The organism is Amycolatopsis sp. NPDC004169, assembly GCF_040610315.1.
Taxonomy (GTDB): Bacteria; Actinomycetota; Actinomycetes; order Mycobacteriales; family Pseudonocardiaceae; genus Amycolatopsis.
In genome coordinates this window covers 37008-54131 of the sequence record NZ_JBEXMD010000052.1, presented here as the reverse complement: position 1 = coordinate 54131, position 17124 = coordinate 37008, and the positions used below count along the sequence as shown (strand labels likewise).

At 70.7% G+C, this 17124-nt stretch carries 19 protein-coding genes; 8 read left to right on the top strand and 11 right to left on the bottom strand.

Annotated elements, in window-relative coordinates; all coding sequences use genetic code 11:
• Window positions 1–39: 39 nt before the first annotated feature.
• The 6 genes from ABZX11_RS42185 to ABZX11_RS42160 form a co-directional block, all read right to left on the bottom strand.
• Window positions 40–1320 (bottom strand): cation:proton antiporter, encoded by a 1281-nt coding sequence (locus tag ABZX11_RS42185; protein WP_176173116.1) that lies wholly within the window; start codon window positions 1318–1320, stop codon window positions 40–42.
• Entirely contained in the window at window positions 1317–2546 is a 1230-nt protein-coding gene (locus tag ABZX11_RS42180) for a cytochrome P450 (protein ID WP_354924096.1), read from the bottom strand. Before ABZX11_RS42180 ends, ABZX11_RS42185 begins: the two co-directional genes overlap by 4 nt.
• Window positions 2543–3613, bottom strand: a complete 1071-nt coding sequence (locus ABZX11_RS42175; RefSeq protein ID WP_354924094.1) for an alpha-hydroxy acid oxidase — start codon at window positions 3611–3613, stop codon at window positions 2543–2545. Before ABZX11_RS42175 ends, ABZX11_RS42180 begins: the two co-directional genes overlap by 4 nt.
• On the bottom strand, window positions 3613–5148 hold the full coding sequence (locus ABZX11_RS42170; protein ID WP_354924092.1) for an NAD(P)-binding domain-containing protein: 1536 nt from the start codon (window positions 5146–5148) through the stop codon (window positions 3613–3615). The genes ABZX11_RS42175 and ABZX11_RS42170 overlap by 1 nt, the downstream gene beginning before the upstream one ends.
• Before the next feature lie 260 nt (window positions 5149–5408).
• Window positions 5409–6332, bottom strand: a complete 924-nt coding sequence (locus tag ABZX11_RS42165; protein ID WP_354924113.1) for an aldo/keto reductase — start codon at window positions 6330–6332, stop codon at window positions 5409–5411.
• A 50-nt stretch (window positions 6333–6382) separates the two neighbouring features.
• Complete coding sequence (locus ABZX11_RS42160) at window positions 6383–6784, bottom strand: MerR family transcriptional regulator (RefSeq protein ID WP_176173120.1); 402 nt, start codon at window positions 6782–6784, stop codon at window positions 6383–6385.
• Window positions 6785–6867: 83 nt separating this feature from the next.
• Here ABZX11_RS42160 and ABZX11_RS42155 point away from each other — a divergent pair, with 83 nt between their 5' ends.
• On the top strand, window positions 6868–7485 hold the full coding sequence (locus ABZX11_RS42155) for a TetR/AcrR family transcriptional regulator (RefSeq protein WP_176173121.1): 618 nt from the start codon (window positions 6868–6870) through the stop codon (window positions 7483–7485).
• Here the strand turns inward: ABZX11_RS42155 and ABZX11_RS42150 are convergent.
• The 4 genes from ABZX11_RS42150 to ABZX11_RS42135 all read right to left on the bottom strand — a co-directional run bounded on the left by ABZX11_RS42150 (window position 7458) and on the right by ABZX11_RS42135 (window position 10493).
• Complete coding sequence (locus ABZX11_RS42150) at window positions 7458–8720, bottom strand: hypothetical protein (RefSeq protein WP_354924089.1); 1263 nt, start codon at window positions 8718–8720, stop codon at window positions 7458–7460. The two genes, ABZX11_RS42155 and ABZX11_RS42150, sit on opposite strands and share 28 nt — an antisense overlap.
• Complete coding sequence (locus ABZX11_RS42145) at window positions 8717–9286, bottom strand: RNA polymerase sigma factor (RefSeq protein WP_354924087.1); 570 nt, start codon at window positions 9284–9286, stop codon at window positions 8717–8719. Before ABZX11_RS42145 ends, ABZX11_RS42150 begins: the two co-directional genes overlap by 4 nt.
• A gap of 155 nt (window positions 9287–9441) precedes the next feature.
• Window positions 9442–10065: a uracil phosphoribosyltransferase gene (upp, locus tag ABZX11_RS42140; protein WP_176173124.1), complete on the bottom strand. Its 624-nt coding sequence runs from the start codon at window positions 10063–10065 to the stop codon at window positions 9442–9444.
• 5 nt (window positions 10066–10070) lie between these two features.
• Entirely contained in the window at window positions 10071–10493 is a 423-nt protein-coding gene (locus ABZX11_RS42135) for a protein-tyrosine phosphatase family protein (RefSeq protein ID WP_354924085.1), read from the bottom strand.
• Between the two features lie 85 nt (window positions 10494–10578).
• On the opposite strand from ABZX11_RS42135, the gene ABZX11_RS42130 reads away from it, so the two are divergent.
• The 6 genes from ABZX11_RS42130 to ABZX11_RS42105 all read left to right on the top strand — a co-directional run bounded on the left by ABZX11_RS42130 (window position 10579) and on the right by ABZX11_RS42105 (window position 16195).
• Window positions 10579–11193, top strand: a complete 615-nt coding sequence (locus tag ABZX11_RS42130; RefSeq protein ID WP_176177950.1) for a DUF1707 domain-containing protein — start codon at window positions 10579–10581, stop codon at window positions 11191–11193.
• Between the two features lie 84 nt (window positions 11194–11277).
• Window positions 11278–12252 carry a deoxyribose-phosphate aldolase gene (deoC, locus tag ABZX11_RS42125; protein WP_354924083.1) on the top strand — a complete coding sequence of 325 codons (975 nt, stop codon included), beginning with the start codon at window positions 11278–11280 and terminating at the stop codon, window positions 12250–12252.
• Window positions 12252–13685 carry an aldehyde dehydrogenase family protein gene (locus ABZX11_RS42120; protein ID WP_354924081.1) on the top strand — a complete coding sequence of 478 codons (1434 nt, stop codon included), beginning with the start codon at window positions 12252–12254 and terminating at the stop codon, window positions 13683–13685. Before deoC ends, ABZX11_RS42120 begins: the two co-directional genes overlap by 1 nt.
• Window positions 13678–14544: an aldehyde dehydrogenase family protein gene (locus ABZX11_RS42115; protein WP_354924079.1), complete on the top strand. Its 867-nt coding sequence runs from the start codon at window positions 13678–13680 to the stop codon at window positions 14542–14544. The genes ABZX11_RS42120 and ABZX11_RS42115 overlap by 8 nt, the downstream gene beginning before the upstream one ends.
• Before the next feature lie 116 nt (window positions 14545–14660).
• Window positions 14661–15284 carry a hypothetical protein gene (locus ABZX11_RS42110; RefSeq protein ID WP_354924077.1) on the top strand — a complete coding sequence of 208 codons (624 nt, stop codon included), beginning with the start codon at window positions 14661–14663 and terminating at the stop codon, window positions 15282–15284.
• Window positions 15285–15379: 95 nt separating this feature from the next.
• Window positions 15380–16195, top strand: coding sequence for a hypothetical protein (locus ABZX11_RS42105; protein ID WP_354924075.1), 816 nt, complete (start codon window positions 15380–15382; stop codon window positions 16193–16195).
• Here ABZX11_RS42105 and ABZX11_RS42100 read toward each other — a convergent pair.
• The gene (locus tag ABZX11_RS42100) at window positions 16192–16845 is read right to left on the bottom strand and encodes a hypothetical protein (RefSeq protein WP_254896989.1); all 654 of its coding nucleotides are present in this window, start codon (window positions 16843–16845) and stop codon (window positions 16192–16194) included. The genes ABZX11_RS42105 and ABZX11_RS42100 overlap by 4 nt on opposite strands.
• Between ABZX11_RS42100 and ABZX11_RS42095 the strand changes: the two genes are divergently transcribed.
• Entirely contained in the window at window positions 16829–17110 is a 282-nt protein-coding gene (locus ABZX11_RS42095) for a hypothetical protein (RefSeq protein WP_354924073.1), read from the top strand. The genes ABZX11_RS42100 and ABZX11_RS42095 overlap by 17 nt on opposite strands.
• The last annotated feature ends 14 nt before the right edge of the window (window positions 17111–17124 follow it).

Genomic DNA, 17124 nt, shown 5'->3' with positions numbered 1-17124 from the left:
CACCGATCCATCTTGACAGTTATTTCCGAACTTGAATAATCAACTTTTCCCGGTCAGCGGTACAGGTTCGGCCGTCAGGAGTACGTCGGTGCTCCCCCTGCGGGCATCGCGGCGGTCGAGCCAGCCCAGCGCCGGCGCGGTCATGATGGTGGTGACCAGCGCGACGAGCACCAGCACGGTGAACAACGCCGGCGAGACGATCCCGGCGGCGAGGCCGACGTTCAGCGCGATCAGCTGCATCAGCCCGCGGGCGTTGACCAGCACGCCGACGCGCGTCGCGATGGCCTGCGGCTCCCCCGCCAGCCGGGCCGCGCCCCAGGACGCGCCCAGCTTGCCGATGATCGCGACCACCACGCACAGCACCGCGAAGGCGAGCAGCTTCGGGTCGGCGAGCAGGGCGAACCGGGTGTTCAGGCCGGAATAGGTGAAGAACAGCGGCAGGAACACGATCCGGCCGATCGGCATGATCTTCGCGAGCACGGCGTCGGCGGCCGGCGTCCGGGGGAACGCGATGCCCACGCAGAACGCGCCGAACACCGCGTACAGGCCGATCACATCGGTGAACCAGGCAGCGGCGAACAACGTCATCGCGGTGACGAGCACCCGCTGGTCGAGCCCCATCCGCTCGCTGCGCATCGCCCTCGCCAGCAGCCGCCGCCCGACGATGAACACCAGCCCGGCGAACAGGACACCGCCACCCAAAGCGAGCGCGATCGGCCCGGCCGACCCGGCGTGCATTCCCAGCACGACCGCCAGCAGCAGCCAGGCCAGGACGTCGTCGAGCGCGCCGCAGGCCAGGGCCAGTGAGCCGAACTTCGTCCCGGCGATCCCGCGTTCGGTGATGATCCGCGCCAGCATCGGGAACGCCGTGATCGCCAGCGCGACCCCGACGAAAGCCGCCGACGTCGCCGGCGAAACGCCGTCCTTGCCGATGCCGACCCACGACATGCCGACGACCGCGACCCCGATGCCGAGCAGAAGCGGCACCAGCGTCCCGGCCGCTGAGACGGCCGCGACGGACTTCCGCGACTGCCGGATGCTGCGGGGGTCGAACTCGTAGCCGGCGCCGAACATGTAGATCACCAGGCCGATCTGGCCGCCGACGTAGAGCAGCGGCCGGATCCCGTCCGGGAACAGCGCCGTCTGGACGCCCGGCAGCAGCAGCCCCAGCAGTGAGGGGCCGAGCAGCACGCCGGCGATCATCTCCCCGACGACCGGCGGCTGGCCGAGCCGGACCGCGGCCAGGCAGACCAGCCGGGCCACCACGAGGATCACCACGACGGCGAGGAAGAAGACCGGTGCCGCTTCGGACGGGCTCATCGGTTGCCTCCGGCGAAGTAGGTGGAACACAGGGCCTGGCGACGGGCGTCGAGGACCATGTACGTGCCGAACACGAGCTGGGCGAAGCTGCGCCAGACGTCTTCCCAGCGGTCGCGGACCGCGAGCCACACCAGGGGCGCGCGCCCCCGCCGGGCCCCGCGGGGGGTGAGCAGCACCGGGCCGCGGTTGGGGATGGAACGCGTGTGGGCGGCCGTCGAGGCGAGGCCGAAGCGGCGCAGCACTTCCTGCGCGACGACCCGCATGGTCGGCGGCGCGAGCCCGCGCGCCGGGCAGGCGCGGTTCTGCGCGACGCCGAACGGGATGAACTCCTCCTTGGGGGCCTGCTCGGCGAAATCGGGGTAGCTGAAGCACAGCACCGTCCCGGCCGGGATGGTCAGGTGGTCCAGCTCGATGTCCGCGGTGGAGATCCGGTGCGCGATGCCGAACAGCGGGTACGCGCGCAGGCCGTCATCGATCACGCGGTCGATGTCCTCCGGGTGGTCGGCGAGCCGCTGCTGGCTGCCTTCGTCCTGCGCGATGATCATCAGCAGGTGCGCCATCGCCTCCGACATCTGCACGACGGCGGTGGTGAAGAAGGTGCCCTGCAGGTAGTAGGCCTGCTCCTCGGGGGTCAGTGACTCCGGGAGCGGGTGCGGGACGTCGGCGAGCCGCTGCCTGAGGTACTTCGTCAGCCGGGCCCGGCGGCGCATGTTCCGCGGCCGCACGCACTTCAGCGCCGAGGCGACGTCGTCCGCGTGCGCCACGATCAGGTCGCGCGCCTCGGGCGGGCACGGCTCGTCGAACACCAGCTCGTAGTACAGCTCGGCCCAGATCGGCATCATCTCGTCACGCAGCCGGACGAGCCCCGGGCGGACGCCGTCCAGGACGTGGCCTGCCACGCGCCGGGCCAGCTCTTCGGAGTCCTTTTTGGACTTGACCAGGATGTGGCGGGTGCACTTGGCGACCTCGTCGTAGCGCGGCCCGGCTTCCAGGTGTTCCTGGTGCACTTCGGCCCCCGGCGACAGCCAGTACCAGAACAGGTCGGACAGCGCGGCGCCCCGGCTGCGGCCGTTCGCCGCCGGGTCGGCGTAGACGCGCTTGAAGTCCGCGGCGCCGACCTGCGGCCCCGGGACCGTCACCACGTCCTGGCCGTTGACCAGCGCGAAGATCCGCATCCGCAGCGCCACCACGCGCTCCGGCAGCCAGGCGAGCACCTTGCCGATCATCGCCGCACCTGGTCCGGGGTCAGGTCGGCCGGGTGCCGGCCACCGCACATCGCGAGGGCCTGGTCGAAGTCGTCGCGCAGCAGCTCCAGGACCTGCGTGACGCCTTCGCGGCCGCCCGCGGCCAGGCCCCACACGACCGGGCGGCCGACGCCGACCGCGTCCGCGCCGAGGGCGAGCGCTTTCACGACGTCGGTGCCCCGCCGGAGCCCGCCGTCGAGCAGCACCGGGATCGCCTTGCCGACCGCCGCGGCGATCTCGGGGAGGACGTCGACGGTCGCGGGCACGGTGTCGAGCTGGCGGCCGCCGTGGTTCGAGACGACGATCCCGGCGACGCCGTGGTGCACCGCCAGGCGCGCGTCCTCGGCGTGCAGCACGCCCTTGATCAGCACCGGCAGCTTGGTCTTGCCCCGCAGCCACGCGATGTGGTCCCAGTTCAGCCCGGCCGACATGACGATCTCGCGAACATGGCTGACATTGCCGCCGCTGCGGTTTTCCCCGATGTTGCGCAAGTTCTCCACGACCAGCCCCGGCGGCAGGTCGTGGAAGCCGTTGCGGTCGTCGCGCTCGCGGCGGCCGAGCACCGGCGAGTCGACCGTGACGACGAACGCCTTCACGCCCGCGTTCTCGGCCCGGCGCACGATCGCCTCGGTGAACTCCAGATCCGGCTGCAGGTAGAGCTGGAACCACAGGCCGGGGTCCGGCGCGACCTCGCGGGCGGCCGCGGCGATGTCCTCGATCGCCGTGGTCGCGGCCATGCTGACGATCATGATCGTGCCCGCCATCGCCGCCGCCCGCGCGGTGGCCAGTTCGCCGTCGGCGTGCGCGAGCCGGTGGAAAGCGGTGGGCGCGACGAGGATCGGCATCGACGACGGCGTCCCGAGCAGTGTCAGGCTCAGGTCGCGCTTGTCGCTGCCGCGCAGCACCCGCGGCAGCAGCCGCAGCTTGCGGAACGCCGATTCGTTCTCCGCCACGGTGATCTCGTCCTGCGCGCCGCCCGCGAAGTAGTCGTAGTGCACCGGGTCGAGGCGCTGCCGGGCCGCCGCCTCGAACTCCGCGACCGTGCGCATCAGAGCTCCCGGGTGAAGAACGCGGTCAGCGGCTCGACGTGCACCTCTTTGTCCCACTCGTTCTCGAGGTTCTCGGTGACGTGGTGGGTCGCGACGAGCTCGCCGCGGCGGTAGTGCCGGACGATCGGGTGCAGGTAGTGGCCTTCGCCGTGGTCGTTGGCCTTGTCCTGGGCGGCACGGGCGACGAAGTCGAACGGGTCGATCTTGTCGTGGTCCGGGCCGTAATCGAGGGTGACGACGTAGGCGTCGTCCGGCGGGTTCTCGAGCACCCGGTCGACCGGCACCTCTTCGAGGTAGCGGGCGGTGTCGCCGTCGACGACCAGGACGTCGCCGAGAAAGCCGAACTGCTGGTACAGCGCGGAAGTCCGGTTGATCCGGGTGATCACGGCTTCGGTCAGCGCGTCCGGTTTGGCGGCCAGCTCGGTGTGCGGCCACGGGACGTCGTGGTAGCGCTCGTTCAGCACCTTGGCCAGCGCGCGGACGCCGTAGCGGAAGCCGTGGATGAAGGCGCTGGTGGCCTTCTTGAAGTCGCGGACCTGGGTGATCGTGCCGGCGAAGTGGAGGCCGGGCACGTTGACCGACTCCCAGCTCGGCGTCTGCGCCGGGAACCGGTCATCGATGGTGAGCTCGGGGCGGCAGTCTTCGTCGAAGAGGTCGGCGTCGAAGCGGAATCCGGTGCAGCCGATCACGCGGTCGTAGCGGATCTCCTTGATGACCTCGTCGGCGCGGGCGAAGGCGAACTTGACGTGGTAGCCGTCGGCGTCCTTGCGGATTTCCCGCACGTCGCCGTCGAGGATCGCGTGCTGCAGCTTGAGCTGGTACATGTCGAGGATGCCCGCGTTGTAGGCGCGGAGGTGGCCGACGAAGTGCGTGCGCCAGGCCAGCTTCACCGGCCGCGGCCCGCCGACGTGCACGACGGCGGCCTGCTCGATCAGGTTGTCGGCCGTCTCGAAGGCGGAGTTTCCCTTGCCGAGCACGAGAACGCGCTGGTCGGTGAAGCTCTTCGGGTCGACGTCGACGTCCACGTACTGGTCGATCAGCTCGGCGCCGGGGAACTGCGGGATGTACGGCTTGGTGACGCCGGTGGCCATGATCAGCCGGTTCGCCCGGTACTCGGCGTCACCGGCGGTGAGGACGAAAGTTTCGTTCTCACGGCGGATGCGTGTCACCCGGGTGTCGTACCGGATGTTCAGCTGGTGCTTCGCCGCGTAGTCGGCGAGGTAGCGGAGGAGGGTTCCGGCTTCGGGGAACAGCTTTTCGCTGTAGCCGGTGAAGAGGATCGGGTCGACGTCGCCCTCGGCGAGGATCGAGTTCCAGTCCATCCGCAGGCGCAGCTCGGGATCGGCGTACCCGGTGTGCTTCTTGTTGATGGAGATGAGGGTCCGGTGCCGCGGGAAGGTCTCGAAGAAGTGCCCGGGCGCGGAACCGGCCTCCAGCACGAGGTACCGGCGCCCGGCGTGGCCGAGGTGCTGCGCCAGCTGCAACCCGGCCGGCCCGGCCCCGACGACCAGATAATCGAGCACTTCCTCCGCCACGACGACCTCCTGAAGCTCGGCACCGATCGCATGATCGGCGCCGAGCCTGCTCCGGAGATCTCAGAAAAGCCTCAGAGCCCGGCTTTCCCGTGAAAGTTTCGCGTCAGCGGCCCGTGATCGAAGCCGGGACTCGCGTGATCAGCCGCGTGACCCGCGTGATCAGGGCCGTAACTCGCGTGATCGAAGCCGGGCCGGGCCGGATCACGCGAGTTACGGCTCGGATCACGCGAGTTCGGGGTTCGATCACGCGCGGTGCGGGCTCAGCGGCCGGCTGCGCGGGCGAGGCGTTCCGGGTAGCGCTCCCCCGCGATCGCGTCCGCGGGAGCGGCCGCCGCGATCGCCGCCAGGTCGTCCGCCGTCAGCTCCAGCGAAGCCGCGGCCACGTTCTCCTCCAGGTACTTGCGGCGCTTCGTGCCCGGGATCGGCACCACGTCCTCGCCCTGGGACTGGACCCAGGCCAGCGCCAGCTGTCCCGCCGTCACGCCCTTGGCCGCGGCCAGCTCGCGCAGTGCCTCGACGATCGCCATGTTGCGCTCGAAGTTGCCCTCGGCGAACCGGGGCAGGCCGCGGCGCATGTCGTCCTCGGGCAGGTCGGCCATCGACGTCACCGCGCCCGTCAGGAACCCGCGGCCCAGCGGCGAAAACGGGACGATCCCGATGCCGAGTTCCCGGCACGTGGAAAGGATTTCGCCTTCGATCCCCCGCGTCCACAGCGACCACTCGCTCTGCAGCGCCGTCACCGGGTGCACCGCGTGCGCGGCGCGGATCGTCGCCGCGCCGGCCTCGGAAATCCCGGCGTACCGGATCTTTCCGGCCTCCACCAGCGAAGCCAGCGCGCCCCAGGTCTCCTCGATCGGGGTGTCCGGGTCGACGCGGTGCTGGTAGTACAGGTCGATGTGGTCGACGCCGAGCCGGCGCAGCGACTCGTCGCAGCTCTGCTTCACGTACTCGGCGTCACCGCGGGCACCCATCGCGCCGTCGTTCCACACGATGCCGAACTTCGTCGCGAGCACGACCTCGTCGCGGCGGCCGGCGATCGCGCGGCCGACCAGCTCCTCGTTGACGCCGCCGGCGTAGACGTTCGCCGTGTCCAGCAGCGTCACGCCCAGCTCGAGCGCGCGGTGGATGGTCGCGATCGACTCGTCGTCGTTGTCGCGGACGCCGTAGGCCTGGCTCATGCCCATGCAGCCGAGCCCCTGGGCACCGACTTCCAGGTCGCCCAGCTTCCTCTTCTTCACGCGGAAATCTCCTCCACACCGGGTTCCACGCCGAGCACGTTGCGCTCGACCTGGGCGTAGTTCTCGATCTTGTAGTCGAGGATGTCGAGACAGCCCTGCAGTTCGGCGATCCGCTCGGCGACCGACCGGCGCTGCTCCACCAGCAGGGCCTTGCGCCGGCCCGCGCTCGCGACCCCGTGCCGGCGCAGCGACGCGTACTCGCGCATGCTCTTGATCGGCATCCCGGTGGTGCGGAGCTTGGTCAGGAAGCCCAGCCAGTTGAGGTCGTCGTCGGAGTAGGCCCGGCGGCCCGCCGCGTCCCGCGCGGGCGGGTCGAGCAGTTTGATGCGCTCGTAGTACCGGAGAGTGTCGATGGACAGTCCGCTACGTCGAGCGGCTTCCGCTATCGAGTAGCTCATGGCCCGACAGTACGACCTGGAGTGCACTCCAGGTCAAATCCGCTCCCTGGTCTTTCATAACAGCGTTCCGATACGCTGGGTGCATGGCGCGACCACGCACGCACGACGAAGCGCTCCGGCTCAAGCTGCTCGACCGGGCCGGCGAGCTGATCGCCGCCGACGGGCCGAAGGCGCTTTCCCTGCGCAAGCTGGCCGCCGACGCCGGGACGTCCACCACCGCCGTGTACTCGCTCTTCGGCAGCAAACCCGATCTGGTGAACGCCCTCTACACCGAGGGCTTCCGCCGGTTCGGCGCCCGGATGGCCGGGACGCCGCTGACCGGTGACGCGGTCGAGGACCTGGTCGCGCTCGGCAGCGCCTACCGCCGGAGCGCGCTGGCCGACCCGAACCTCTACGGGATCATGTTCACCAAGTCCGTCCCCGGCTTCGAGCCCAACGAAGACGCCGAGAAGCTCGCCCGCAAGACCCTGGAACCCCTGGAGCGGATCATCCGCCGCGCCATCGCCGACGGCGTCTTCCTCGACGTCCCGCCGGAGACGGTCGCGGTCGGCTGCTGGGCCATCGTCCACGGCCTGGTGTCGCTGGAGCTGACCGGCAACCTGCCGGAGGAGTTCGACGTCACGGGCGCGTACGAAGCGGCTCTGCGCGCAAACGCCTCCGGCTGGCTGCGGCCTCAGAGCAGCGGCAACGTCCCGTCGTAGACGACCGCGCCCGTCGCGTCCCGCGCCACCACGCGCGCGGTCGCGTCCGGCACGTACCGCTCCTTCGGGATCCAGGTCGAGGCCATGCCGTCGACGACGTCGGCCTCGACGCTGCTCCCGGTGCCGAAGTCGACGGCCGCCTTCGCCGCGGTCAGGGGCAGCGCCAGGACGAACGGCGTCCGCGACTTGCCCGGCTCGCCGCCCGCTTCGACCGCGCCCAGGGTGCTCACCCGCAACGCCCGCACCGGCGCCACCGGCCGTGGGGTGAGATCGGGGTACAAGCGGAACCTGTTCTTCCCGGGCCGCTGGTGGTCGGGCTCGGTCGTGCAGACCACGACCCGGTCACCGCGGCGGCCCGGAACCACCTGGTAGCCGTCCGCGTCGAGCAACGGCCCCGGCGCGTAGCCCGCGGCGTCGGGGACCACCTCCTCGGCGGCGGCCAGGCACTCGCCCAGCGCCCGTCCCGCCGGGGAGGTCCGGTCGGCGGTCACCGGCCGGTCGACGACCGAAATCAGCGATGCCGGCGCTTCGGGCAGCTCGACCCCCCTCTGTTCCGGAGGGTTCGAGAGGGTGAGCTTCGTCCGCGCCGGGTCGGTCAGGGTCATCGCGACGAACTGGCGGCTGACCGGGGAGAACCGGATGTCCTGCGACGCGGCGTCCCCGTCCTCGGTGCGCGACTCGAGGGAAGCGCCCTCCGCGCCGGGCCCGAGGAGCCCGCCGACCACGCCCGTGGCGCTGTGGAACAGCAGCTGGAAGTTCACCCCGGGCACCGTGGCCGGCGCGGCGGCCGGATCCGACAGCGTCACGGTCGTTTCGGTCGTCTCGCAGAACATCGGCTTGCTCGCCGCGGTCAGTGCGACCACCGAGTCCGCGCCGGCGGTCCGGGTGAACAGCGGGACCCATTCCTCGCGCGGGGGCACGTAGCCCCCGTCCGCCGACTTGCCCGCCGCTTGCAGAGCCGCCCAGCAGCGGTCGAGCGCGGCCGTCGCCACCCGGGTGTCCAGGGTCAACCCCCCGTCGGCCGTCGGGGCGGGGGCGACGTCGGCGGGCTGCCGGAGCACCTGCGTCGCGACGACCGCCCCGGCGGCCAGCACCACGACGGCCGCTGCGGCGGCGACGTACCGGACGCGGGATGGACGCCGCTTCCCCATGCCCCGGCGCAGCTCCGCCCGCAACCGCGCCCGGACGTCGTCCGGCAGCTTCCGCCGGAGTGGCAGCCCGAAGTCGTCGCTCATTTCTCCTCCAGCAGCGTGCGCAGCCGGGCGCGGGCCCGGGACAGGTGGGCGCGGACGGTGACCTCGGCGACGGCCAGCAGCGCCGCGGCGTCGGCGGCGCTCACCTCGGCCAGCAGGCACAGCTCGACGACCTCCCGCTGGGCCTTCGGCAGCGTCCGGACGGCCTCGACCACCTCGCGCAGCCGCCGCTCGCCGTCGAGCCGCTCGGCCACGGCGTCGGCGTGGTCGGACACGACCGGCGGGTCCGGCACCTTCCGCAACAGCCGCAGCCGTCTCCGCGCGCTGCGGTACTCGTCCCGGGCCGCGTTGCCGGCGACGGTGTAGAGCCACGGCAGCGCGCTGTCGCGCACCAGCGTGACGTCGGCGCGCCGGCGCCAGGCGGTCAGGAAGGTGGTGGAGGTGAGGTCTTCGGCGCCGACCCACGAGCCGGTCAGCCGGTAGGCGTGGTTCCAGACGGCCTCGGCGTACCGCTCGAAGAGCTCGGTGAAGGCCGCTTGGTCACCCTCGGCCGCCCGGTCCCACAGAGCGCGGTCGCCCACCGGCGCCCCCGTCGCTTGGCTGGTCACACCTCTCAGTGGCCGGCACGGGCCCGGACGTTGCGCTACCCGGCCTCGGGGAACCGCGCGTCCGCGAGGTCGAGTTCCTCGTGTTCGCCGTCCTCGAAGACAGCGCCCCGGTGACCGCGACGGCGGTCCACCGCCGCTTCAGCACCGGTACCGGCTCAGACGGCGCCGTACTGGCGGTCACCCGCGTCGCCGAGGCCCGGCACGATGAAGCCCGAGTCGTTGAGGCGCTCGTCGATGCTCGCCGTGACCACCCGGACCGGCAGCCCGGTCTTCTCCAGGTGCGCCAGGCCCTCCGGCGCCGCCAGCGCGCAGATCGCCGTGACGTCGTCGGCGCCGCGGTCGGTGAGCAGCCGGATCGTGTACTCCATCGAGCCGCCGGTGGCGAGCATCGGGTCGAGCACCAGCACCGGCCGGTCGGCGAGCGACTCCGGCAGCGATTCCAGGTACGGCGTCGGCTTCAGCGTCTCCTCGTCGCGCGCCAGGCCGACGAAGCCCATCTGCGCGTCCGGGATCAGCTTGTGTGCCTGGTCGGCCATGCCCAGCCCGGCGCGCAGGACCGGCACCAGCAGCGGCGGCTTGGCCAGCTTGAAGCCGTCGGTGCGGGCGACCGGCGTGTGAATCTTCTCGATCTTCACCGGAACATCGCGCGTGGCTTCGTAGACCAGCATGACGGTCAGCTCGTGCAGCGCGGCCCGGAACGCGGCGCTGTCGGTGCGCGCGTCGCGCATCGTGGAGAGCCGGGCCTTCGCGAGGGGGTGGTCGACGACGTGCACATCCATGCGCGTCAATCTAGCTGTTTCGCGAAGCTCTTCACCCAGCCGCGCTGCCAGGGTGTTTCGACGGCCCGCTCGTGGTAGTTCGCCCGGACCCAGGTCACGGCTTCCTCGGCCGGGACACCGGAGAGGACCGCCAGGCAGGCCATCACCGTGCCGGTCCGGCCCGCGCCTCCGTAGCAGGCGACTTCCACCTTTTGGGTCTTCGCCCGTTCGTGGAGGGCTTTGATCTTCTCGCGGGCGTCCGCGGGGTTGGTGGGCAGCAGGAAGTCGGGCCAGGTGATCCACTCGTGCGGCCAGGTGATGCCCCCGCCGTGCTTGCGCCGCAGCCGGCTCGTGCCCAGGTAGAGCCCGAAGTCGGGGGTGGGTTCGTCGGGGCGGGGGCGGCCGAGGCCACGCCCGTGCACGCGGGTGCCGTCCGGAAACTCGACCATGCGGCCAGTGTCCTCCGGAAGATGGACACGCAGGGTGGTTTTCGCCGATAAGCTGCGCCGGGTGAGCGAACTGACGCCCGACCAGATGCGGGCCTCCGACGCGGACCGTGAACGCGTCGCCCAGGTGCTGCACAACGCCCTCGCGGAGGGGCGGATCACCGTCAACGAACTGGAAGAGCGGCTCACCACGGTCTACGCGGCGAAGACGCTGGGAGAACTCAAACCGGTGACGGCGGACCTGCCCTCGTCGTCCGCGGCCGTCGAGCCGGCCACCACCCGGGCGCTCGGGTTCCCGGACCAGCGGATCGGCGGCCACCCGGGCAGCCCGGTGTCGATCGGCGTGCTGTCGGGAGCGGTCCGCAAGGGCAGCTGGGTCCTGCCCCCGCAGCACAACAGCCTGGCGTTCTGGGGCGGCGCGGAGATCGACCTCCGCCAGGCCCGCTTCGCCGACCGCCACTGCACGATCACCGCGGTCGCGATCATGGGCGGCATCCAGATCACGGTGCCGGACGACATCAACGTGGACGTGACGGGCATCGGCCTGATGGGCGGGTTCACCCTGGAGGACAAGTCGGGCGCGCCGCCCGCACCGCCGACCGCGCCGACGGTGAAGATCAACGGACTGGCGTTCTGGGGCGGGGTCGTCGTGTACCGGAAGCCGGCGAAACGGGCTGAGCCGCCGCAGATCGAAGGCGCCTGACCTCGTCGTTGTGACGCGCTCAGCACCCAGCGTCACAACCGATGGGGGCTCGAACTGTCGGACCCGCCGCCTAGACTCAGGCGCATGACAGCCACGACCAGCACGTCAGCGGCGCCGGCCACCCCGGCACCGCTGGTGGACGCGACTCGCGACGACGCGAGCCTGCGCCGGTTCCTGCTCGGGCTGCCCGGTGTCGACCAGGTCGGCGTCGAGCAGCGCGCGGCGGGCCTCGGCACGCGCAGCATCAAGAAGGACGCCAAGCGGTGGGCCATCGACACCGCCATCTCCATGGTCGACCTGACCACCCTGGAGGGCGCCGACACCCGGGGCAAGGTCCGCGCGCTCGCCGCGAAGGCCGTCCGGCCCGATCCCGAGCGGCAGGACACCCCGCGCGTCGCCGCCGTCTGCGTGTACCCGGACATGGTCGCCACGGCCGTCGAAGCGCTCGAGGGCAGCGGCGTGCACGTCGCCAGCGTCGCCACCGGCTTCCCCGCCGGGCGCACCAGCCTCGAGATCAAGCTGGCCGACACGAAGATCGCCGTCGACGCCGGTGCGCACGAAGTCGACATGGTGATCGACCGCGGTGCCTTCCTCGAAGGCCGGTACATGGCCGTCTTCGAAGAGATCCAGGCCGTCAAAGCCGCCTGCGGGGACGCCCACCTGAAGGTCATCCTCGAGACCGGTGAGCTGGCGACCTACGACAACGTGCGGCGCGCGTCGTGGCTGGCGCTGCTGGCCGGCGGGGACTTCATCAAGACCTCCACCGGCAAGGTCTCCCCCGCCGCGACGCTGCCGGTCACCCACATCATGCTGCAGGCGGTCCGCGACTGGCACGCACACACCGGCGAGCTGCGCGGGGTCAAGCCCGCCGGCGGCATCCGGACGACGAAGGACGCGATCAAGTACCTGGTCGCGGTGCACGAGGTGGCCGGCGAGCAGTGGCTGACCCCTGACCTGTTCCGCTTCGGCGCGTCCAGCCTGCTCAACGACCTGCTGCTGCAGCGCCGCACCCAGGTGGACGGCCACTACAGCGGCCCCGACTACGTGACGGTGGACTGATGCCCGTTTTCGAGTACGCACCGGCGCCGGAGTCGCGCGCCATCGCGAACCTCAAGGATTCCTACAAGCCCTTCGTCAACGGCGAGTTCGTCGACGGCTCGGGTGAGCCGCTCAAGACGATCAACCCGGCCACCGAAGAGGTGCTGGCCGAGGTCGGCACCGCGTCGAAGTCCGATGTGGACGTCGCGGTGAAGGCCGCGCGCAAGGCGTACAACGGTGTCTGGTCGAAGATGCCGGGCACCGAGCGCGCGAAGTACCTCTTCCGGATCGCCCGGCTGATCCAGGAGCGCTCGCGCGAGCTGGCGGTGCTGGAAAGCCTGGACAACGGCAAGCCGATCAAGGAGTCCCGCGACTCCGACGTCCCGACGGCGGCCGCGCACTTCTTCTACCACGCGGGCTGGGCCGACAAGCTGGAGTACGCGGGCTACGGGCCCAACCCGAAGCCGCTGGGTGTCGCGGGCCAGATCATCCCGTGGAACTTCCCGCTGCTGATGCTGGCCTGGAAGATCGCCCCGGCGCTGGCCACCGGCAACACGGTGGTCCTCAAGCCGGCCGAGACGACGCCGCTGACCGCCCTGGTGTTCGCGGAGATCTGCCAGCAGGCCGAGCTGCCGCCGGGCGTGGTGAACATCCTGCCGGGCGCGGGTGACATCGGTGCGTCCATCGTGGCGCACGCGGACATCGACAAGATCGCCTTCACCGGCTCGACCGAGGTCGGCAAGGCGATCCAGCGCCAGGTCGCGGGCACGCCGAAGAAGCTGACCCTCGAACTGGGCGGCAAGGCGGCGAACATCGTCTTCGAGGACGCGCCGCTGGACCAGGCCGTCGAGGGCATCGTCAACGGCATCTTCTTCAACCAGGGTCACGTCTGCTGCGCGGGTTCGCGCCTGCTGGTCCAGGAGTCGATCGCCGAAGAGGTGCTGGAGAAGCTGCACCACCGCGTCTCGACGCTGCGCATCGGCGACCCGCTGGACAAGAACACCGACATCGGCGCGATCAACTCCGCCGAGCAGCTGGCGAAGATCCGCGGGCTCGTCGAGTCCGGTGACGCCGAAGGCGCGGAGCGCTGGACGAGCCCGTGCCCGGTGCCGGACCGCGGGTTCTTCTTCGCCCCGACGGTGTTCGCGAACGTCCACCAGTCGATGCGGATCGCGCGCGAGGAGATCTTCGGCCCGGTGCTGTCGGTGCTGACGTTCCGCACGCCGGACGAGGCCGTGGCGAAGGCGAACAACACGCCGTACGGCCTTTCGGCGGGCATCTGGACCGAAAAGGGCTCCCGGATCCTGTGGATGGCGAACCAGCTGCGCGCCGGCGTGGTCTGGGCCAACACCTTCAACCGCTTCGACCCCGCCGCCCCGTTCGGCGGCTACCAGGAATCCGGCTTCGGGCGCGAAGGCGGCCGCACCGGGCTGGAGGCGTACCTGAATGTCTGACCGGATTTCCGTCGCCAAGACGTACAAGCTGTACATCGGCGGCAAGTTCCCCCGTTCGGAGTCCGGCCGGGTGTACCCGGTGACGGACGCGAAGGGCAAGTTCCTGGCGAATGCGGCCCACGCGTCCCGCAAGGACGTCCGCGACGCGGTGGTGGCGGCCCGCAAGGCGTTCCCCGGCTGGGCCGCGGCCACGGCGTACAACCGCGGCCAGGTGCTCTACCGGGTGGCCGAGGTCCTGGAGGGCCGCCGCGACCAGTTCGTCGCGGAAGTGTCCGCTTCGGAGGGTCTGGCGGCGAAGAAGGCGGAGTCCGTTGTGGACGCGGCCATCGACCGCTGGGTCTGGTACGCGGGCTGGACGGACAAGATCGCCACGGTCCTGGGCGCGGCGAACCCGGTGGCGGGGCCGTACTTCTCGTTCACCGTCCCGGAGCCGACGGGCGTGGTGGGTGTCCTGGCGCCGCAGGGCTCGTCACTGCTGGGCCTGGTCGAGGTCCTGGCCCCGGTCCTGGCCACGGGCTCGACGGCGGTGGTGGTCTCCAGCGCGGAGCGGCCGTTGCCGGCGATCACGCTGTCGGAGGTCCTGGCGACGTCCGACGTCCCCGGCGGGGTGGCGAACATCCTGACCGGGCGGGCCGCGGAGCTGGGTCCGTGGCTGGCTTCGCACGGAGACGTCAACGCGCTGGACCCGACGGGAGCGGCCCCGGCGGACCGCGTGGAGCTGGCCCGCGAAGCGGCGAACACGGTGAAGCGGGTGCTGACGGTCCCGGAGTCCGAGCCGGACTGGACGGCAGCCCCGGACCTGACGCGCTTGCGGCGGTACCTGGAGGCGAAGACGGTCTGGCACCCGCTGGGCGTCTGAGTTCGACGACGGAGGCCACCCCCGTGGTGGCCTCCGTCGCGCTTTGCCTGACACTCACCCCGATCACCGGTACCGTCCCCCCGGGTACGGAGCGTGACGCATCGGGGAGGGTGCAGATGCCGGACGACGAAGAGTGGGCATTCGAGGCGGAGACCGACCTCTGGGACGACGGCGAACGCCCGTCGCCGGCCGCCGACGAGCCGGAACCGGACGGCCGGGACGGGGACGCGGTCGTGACGGTGACCGTCGCTCCCGACGGCGAGGTCCGGCAGGTCCGGCTCACCGAAGTCTGGAAGAGCAAGGTCGATCCCCGCGGGCTGCACTCGAACGTCCTGACCGCGGCCAACGCGGCGGCCATCGAAACGCTGGCCCAGCGGGCCCGCGAAGTCCAGGAGAACCCACCTCCGCGACCGCCGTCCGAGGCGGACGAAACACCCCTCCCGGCCCAGGACGTCCTCCGGCTGGAGGACGCGGTGCGGGCGAACTGGAGCAGTACTCCGCCCGGCTGTCTTCGGCCGGAACCGGCATCGTCTCCGCGGAAAGCAGCGGCGGCCACGTGCGCGGCTTCGATCGCCCGGAACACCGAGGTGGAGAGCGAACTGCTCGACGTGCTCCGCATCTTGCACCGGCGGTCGGCCCCGGCGGACTTCGCACCGCAGCCGCGAGGCCCCGCCTACACGGAACTGATGAGCCTGCTGGCCGACCACGCGAGCCGCCTCGGCAAGCTCGACGGGCACTGAGGGGACGAACGTGACCGCACCGGGCGGCACCGCGATCATCGATCGGACCCTGGACGACCTGCGCGCCATCGAGGAAAAGTTCCGCCATCGACCTGGTGAACCACGTCAACGAAAAGTTCGCCGCCTACCAACGAGCGACCGTGCGGTTCTGGTCCGATCAAGGCGATTCCGACAAGCTCAAGCAGGTCGGGCGGCAGTGGATCGAGGAGTTCTCGCACACGGTCGACGAGATCGCGAGCACGCTGCACCTGGACAAGCTGAAGGCCAACATCGAGTGGCAGGGCCGGGGCGCCGAAACGTACAAAGCCGCGGTTCCCGCACAGCTCGAGCACCTGGACTCGATGAAGGACCTCGGCGAGCAGATGCGCGACTCGCTCACCAGCCTCGCCAACGGCATCGACTCGTTCTGGCTCGCCATGAAGGTAATCGCCGGCGGTCTCGTCGCCGCGATCGTGTCGGCCATCCTCACCGCGGTCACCGTCGTGGGTCTGCCGCTGGCGCTGGGGATCCTCTCGGCCGCGATCTCGATGGCCGTTCCCGCCATCACCGGCACGATCGTCGCGATCGAGACCTTGCTGTTGTTCGCCCCGGCCTGGGTCGAGGTCGGGCACTACCCCGGCGGTACCGGCCACATTCTGCGGCTCCGGCCCGCCTCCGTGTCCGTCGGCCCGCTCTGCGGTGGGGCCGTTTCGATCGTCGGGTGGCCGCTGTTCTACCTCTCCTACGCCACGCCGCTGACCTGGTCCGACCCCGGCCCGGTCAACCCGCACGGGTTCGTCCAGATCACCTTTGGCATCTTCGTCCTGCTGGTCATTCCGGTGATCGCCGTCGTGCTCGGGGTCGTCGACCTCATCGTGGGGCTGCCGGCGCTGCGGCCCTCGCCGCAGACCCTCCAGCGGTACGCCCGCTAGCTCATCGTCACCGAGAAGTCCGACAGCGTGAACCGCGCCTTGCCGCCGCCCGTCGAGCAGAACTCGATGCCGTAGCCGATCTGGTTGACCGTCGGGTTCGGCGGTATCAAGCCCTTGCCGATCGCCCAGGCGATCATCGCCTTCAGGTCCACGCTGCCCGAATACTGCGTCGAGCGGGACACGAACGCCACGTACCCCTGGTCCTCCGCCCAGACGTCGTACGTGGTGCCAGCCGCCGTGTACGTCGTCAGCTTGTCGCCTGCCGGGACCTGCTTGTGGTTCTCCGTCCAGACCATCAGCTCGCTGACGCCCTTGCCGTCGCCCACGCCGTTCAGCCACAGGTCGTACGCCACGTCGTAGACGCCCGTGCCCGGGCCGCGGCCGGCGAACGTCGATTTGATCACCGAATAGTCGTTGAACGGTTTCCCGTTCTGGTCGTTGATGTCCTTGTGCACGTTCGGATAGGTTTTCACCGACGTCGAATCGGGTTGGGTGGATTCGACGTACCAGTTGTCGTACGCGCACGCGCGCAGCGTTTCCGGGCCCGCTTCCCCGGCGTTCCACATGTTGTTGTGGACGTAGTAGCCGCCGTCCGACCAGCCGCCGTCGGGGTCGCTGGTGGTGAACTCCGGGGTGCGGCAGTTCCGCACCGGCGTGGTCGACGGGGGCGTCGGAGTCGGCGGAGGCGCAGGTACAGAGGACGAAACCGAGGACGGAGACGGCGAAGCCGAGGTGGGCGTCACGGAGGCGGCGGCCGGGGACGGCGGCGGCACCGGCGCGGCCGCCACGCCGTCGACCGGTGCGCTCCCGCACCCGGCGACCGGCAGAAAGGAAATCGCCAACAACACGGCCAGTGTTCTTCGTCGCATTTTCCCGCCCGCAGCTGCAATTTGGCAGAACGAGGCGGAACCCTAACACGGAAATCCGCG

Excerpts from the sequence above, each read along its gene's own strand:
- ABZX11_RS42165 (WP_354924113.1), bottom strand. The coding sequence starts at position 6,332 with ATGGGCATGAGCCAGGCCTACGGCGTCCGCGACAACGACGACGAGTCG.
- ABZX11_RS42135 (WP_354924085.1), bottom strand. The coding sequence starts at position 10,493 with ATGGTCGAGTTTCCGGACGGCACCCGCGTGCACGGGCGTGGCCTCGGC.
- ABZX11_RS42110 (WP_354924077.1), top strand. The coding sequence starts at position 14,661 with ATGCCGGACGACGAAGAGTGGGCATTCGAGGCGGAGACCGACCTCTGG.
- ABZX11_RS42115 (WP_354924079.1), top strand. The coding sequence starts at position 13,678 with ATGTCTGACCGGATTTCCGTCGCCAAGACGTACAAGCTGTACATCGGC.
- ABZX11_RS42185 (WP_176173116.1), bottom strand. The coding sequence starts at position 1,320 with ATGAGCCCGTCCGAAGCGGCACCGGTCTTCTTCCTCGCCGTCGTGGTG.
- ABZX11_RS42180 (WP_354924096.1), bottom strand. The coding sequence starts at position 2,546 with ATGATCGGCAAGGTGCTCGCCTGGCTGCCGGAGCGCGTGGTGGCGCTG.
- ABZX11_RS42130 (WP_176177950.1), top strand. The coding sequence starts at position 10,579 with ATGCGGGCCTCCGACGCGGACCGTGAACGCGTCGCCCAGGTGCTGCAC.
- ABZX11_RS42160 (WP_176173120.1), bottom strand. The coding sequence starts at position 6,784 with ATGAGCTACTCGATAGCGGAAGCCGCTCGACGTAGCGGACTGTCCATC.
- ABZX11_RS42175 (WP_354924094.1), bottom strand. The coding sequence starts at position 3,613 with ATGCGCACGGTCGCGGAGTTCGAGGCGGCGGCCCGGCAGCGCCTCGAC.
- ABZX11_RS42150 (WP_354924089.1), bottom strand. The coding sequence starts at position 8,720 with ATGAGCGACGACTTCGGGCTGCCACTCCGGCGGAAGCTGCCGGACGAC.
- deoC (WP_354924083.1), top strand. The coding sequence starts at position 11,278 with ATGACAGCCACGACCAGCACGTCAGCGGCGCCGGCCACCCCGGCACCG.
- ABZX11_RS42155 (WP_176173121.1), top strand. The coding sequence starts at position 6,868 with ATGGCGCGACCACGCACGCACGACGAAGCGCTCCGGCTCAAGCTGCTC.
- ABZX11_RS42120 (WP_354924081.1), top strand. The coding sequence starts at position 12,252 with ATGCCCGTTTTCGAGTACGCACCGGCGCCGGAGTCGCGCGCCATCGCG.
- upp (WP_176173124.1), bottom strand. The coding sequence starts at position 10,065 with ATGGATGTGCACGTCGTCGACCACCCCCTCGCGAAGGCCCGGCTCTCC.